This window comes from Staphylococcus sp. EG-SA-10 (assembly GCF_017151945.1).
GTDB classification, from domain to species: Bacteria; Bacillota; Bacilli; order Staphylococcales; family Staphylococcaceae; genus Staphylococcus; species Staphylococcus aureus.
Map to the genome: position 1 here is coordinate 1 of NZ_JACVZJ010000039.1, position 1,592 is coordinate 1,592.

Genomic DNA, 1,592 nt, shown 5'->3' on the forward strand with positions numbered 1-1,592 from the left:
TTTTATGGAGAGTTTGATCCTGGCTCAGGATGAACGCTGGCGGCGTGCCTAATACATGCAAGTCGAGCGAACGGACGAGAAGCTTGCTTCTCTGATGTTAGCGGCGGACGGGTGAGTAACACGTGGATAACCTACCTATAAGACTGGGATAACTTCGGGAAACCGGAGCTAATACCGGATAATATTTTGAACCGCATGGTTCAAAAGTGAAAGACGGTCTTGCTGTCACTTATAGATGGATCCGCGCTGCATTAGCTAGTTGGTAAGGTAACGGCTTACCAAGGCAACGATGCATAGCCGACCTGAGAGGGTGATCGGCCACACTGGAACTGAGACACGGTCCAGACTCCTACGGGAGGCAGCAGTAGGGAATCTTCCGCAATGGGCGAAAGCCTGACGGAGCAACGCCGCGTGAGTGATGAAGGTCTTCGGATCGTAAAACTCTGTTATTAGGGAAGAACATATGTGTAAGTAACTGTGCACATCTTGACGGTACCTAATCAGAAAGCCACGGCTAACTACGTGCCAGCAGCCGCGGTAATACGTAGGTGGCAAGCGTTATCCGGAATTATTGGGCGTAAAGCGCGCGTAGGCGGTTTTTTAAGTCTGATGTGAAAGCCCACGGCTCAACCGTGGAGGGTCATTGGAAACTGGAAAACTTGAGTGCAGAAGAGGAAAGTGGAATTCCATGTGTAGCGGTGAAATGCGCAGAGATATGGAGGAACACCAGTGGCGAAGGCGACTTTCTGGTCTGTAACTGACGCTGATGTGCGAAAGCGTGGGGATCAAACAGGATTAGATACCCTGGTAGTCCACGCCGTAAACGATGAGTGCTAAGTGTTAGGGGGTTTCCGCCCCTTAGTGCTGCAGCTAACGCATTAAGCACTCCGCCTGGGGAGTACGACCGCAAGGTTGAAACTCAAAGGAATTGACGGGGACCCGCACAAGCGGTGGAGCATGTGGTTTAATTCGAAGCAACGCGAAGAACCTTACCAAATCTTGACATCCTTTGACAACTCTAGAGATAGAGCCTTCCCCTTCGGGGGACAAAGTGACAGGTGGTGCATGGTTGTCGTCAGCTCGTGTCGTGAGATGTTGGGTTAAGTCCCGCAACGAGCGCAACCCTTAAGCTTAGTTGCCATCATTAAGTTGGGCACTCTAAGTTGACTGCCGGTGACAAACCGGAGGAAGGTGGGGATGACGTCAAATCATCATGCCCCTTATGATTTGGGCTACACACGTGCTACAATGGACAATACAAAGGGCAGCGAAACCGCGAGGTCAAGCAAATCCCATAAAGTTGTTCTCAGTTCGGATTGTAGTCTGCAACTCGACTACATGAAGCTGGAATCGCTAGTAATCGTAGATCAGCATGCTACGGTGAATACGTTCCCGGGTCTTGTACACACCGCCCGTCACACCACGAGAGTTTGTAACACCCGAAGCCGGTGGAGTAACCTTTTAGGAGCTAGCCGTCGAAGGTGGGACAAATGATTGGGGTGAAGTCGTAACAAGGTAGCCGTATCGGAAGGTGCGGCTGGATCACCTCCTTTCTAAGGATATATTCGGAACATCTTCTTCAGAAGATGCGG

1 rRNA gene is annotated in these 1,592 nt (G+C 50.8%); it reads left to right on the forward strand.

Going from position 1 to position 1,592, the window contains the following annotated elements:
• Nucleotide 1 precedes the first annotated feature (1 nt).
• Nucleotides 2-1,553: ribosomal RNA gene (locus tag IDG45_RS13455) — 16S ribosomal RNA — on the forward strand.
• Nucleotides 1,554-1,592 lie beyond the last annotated feature (39 nt).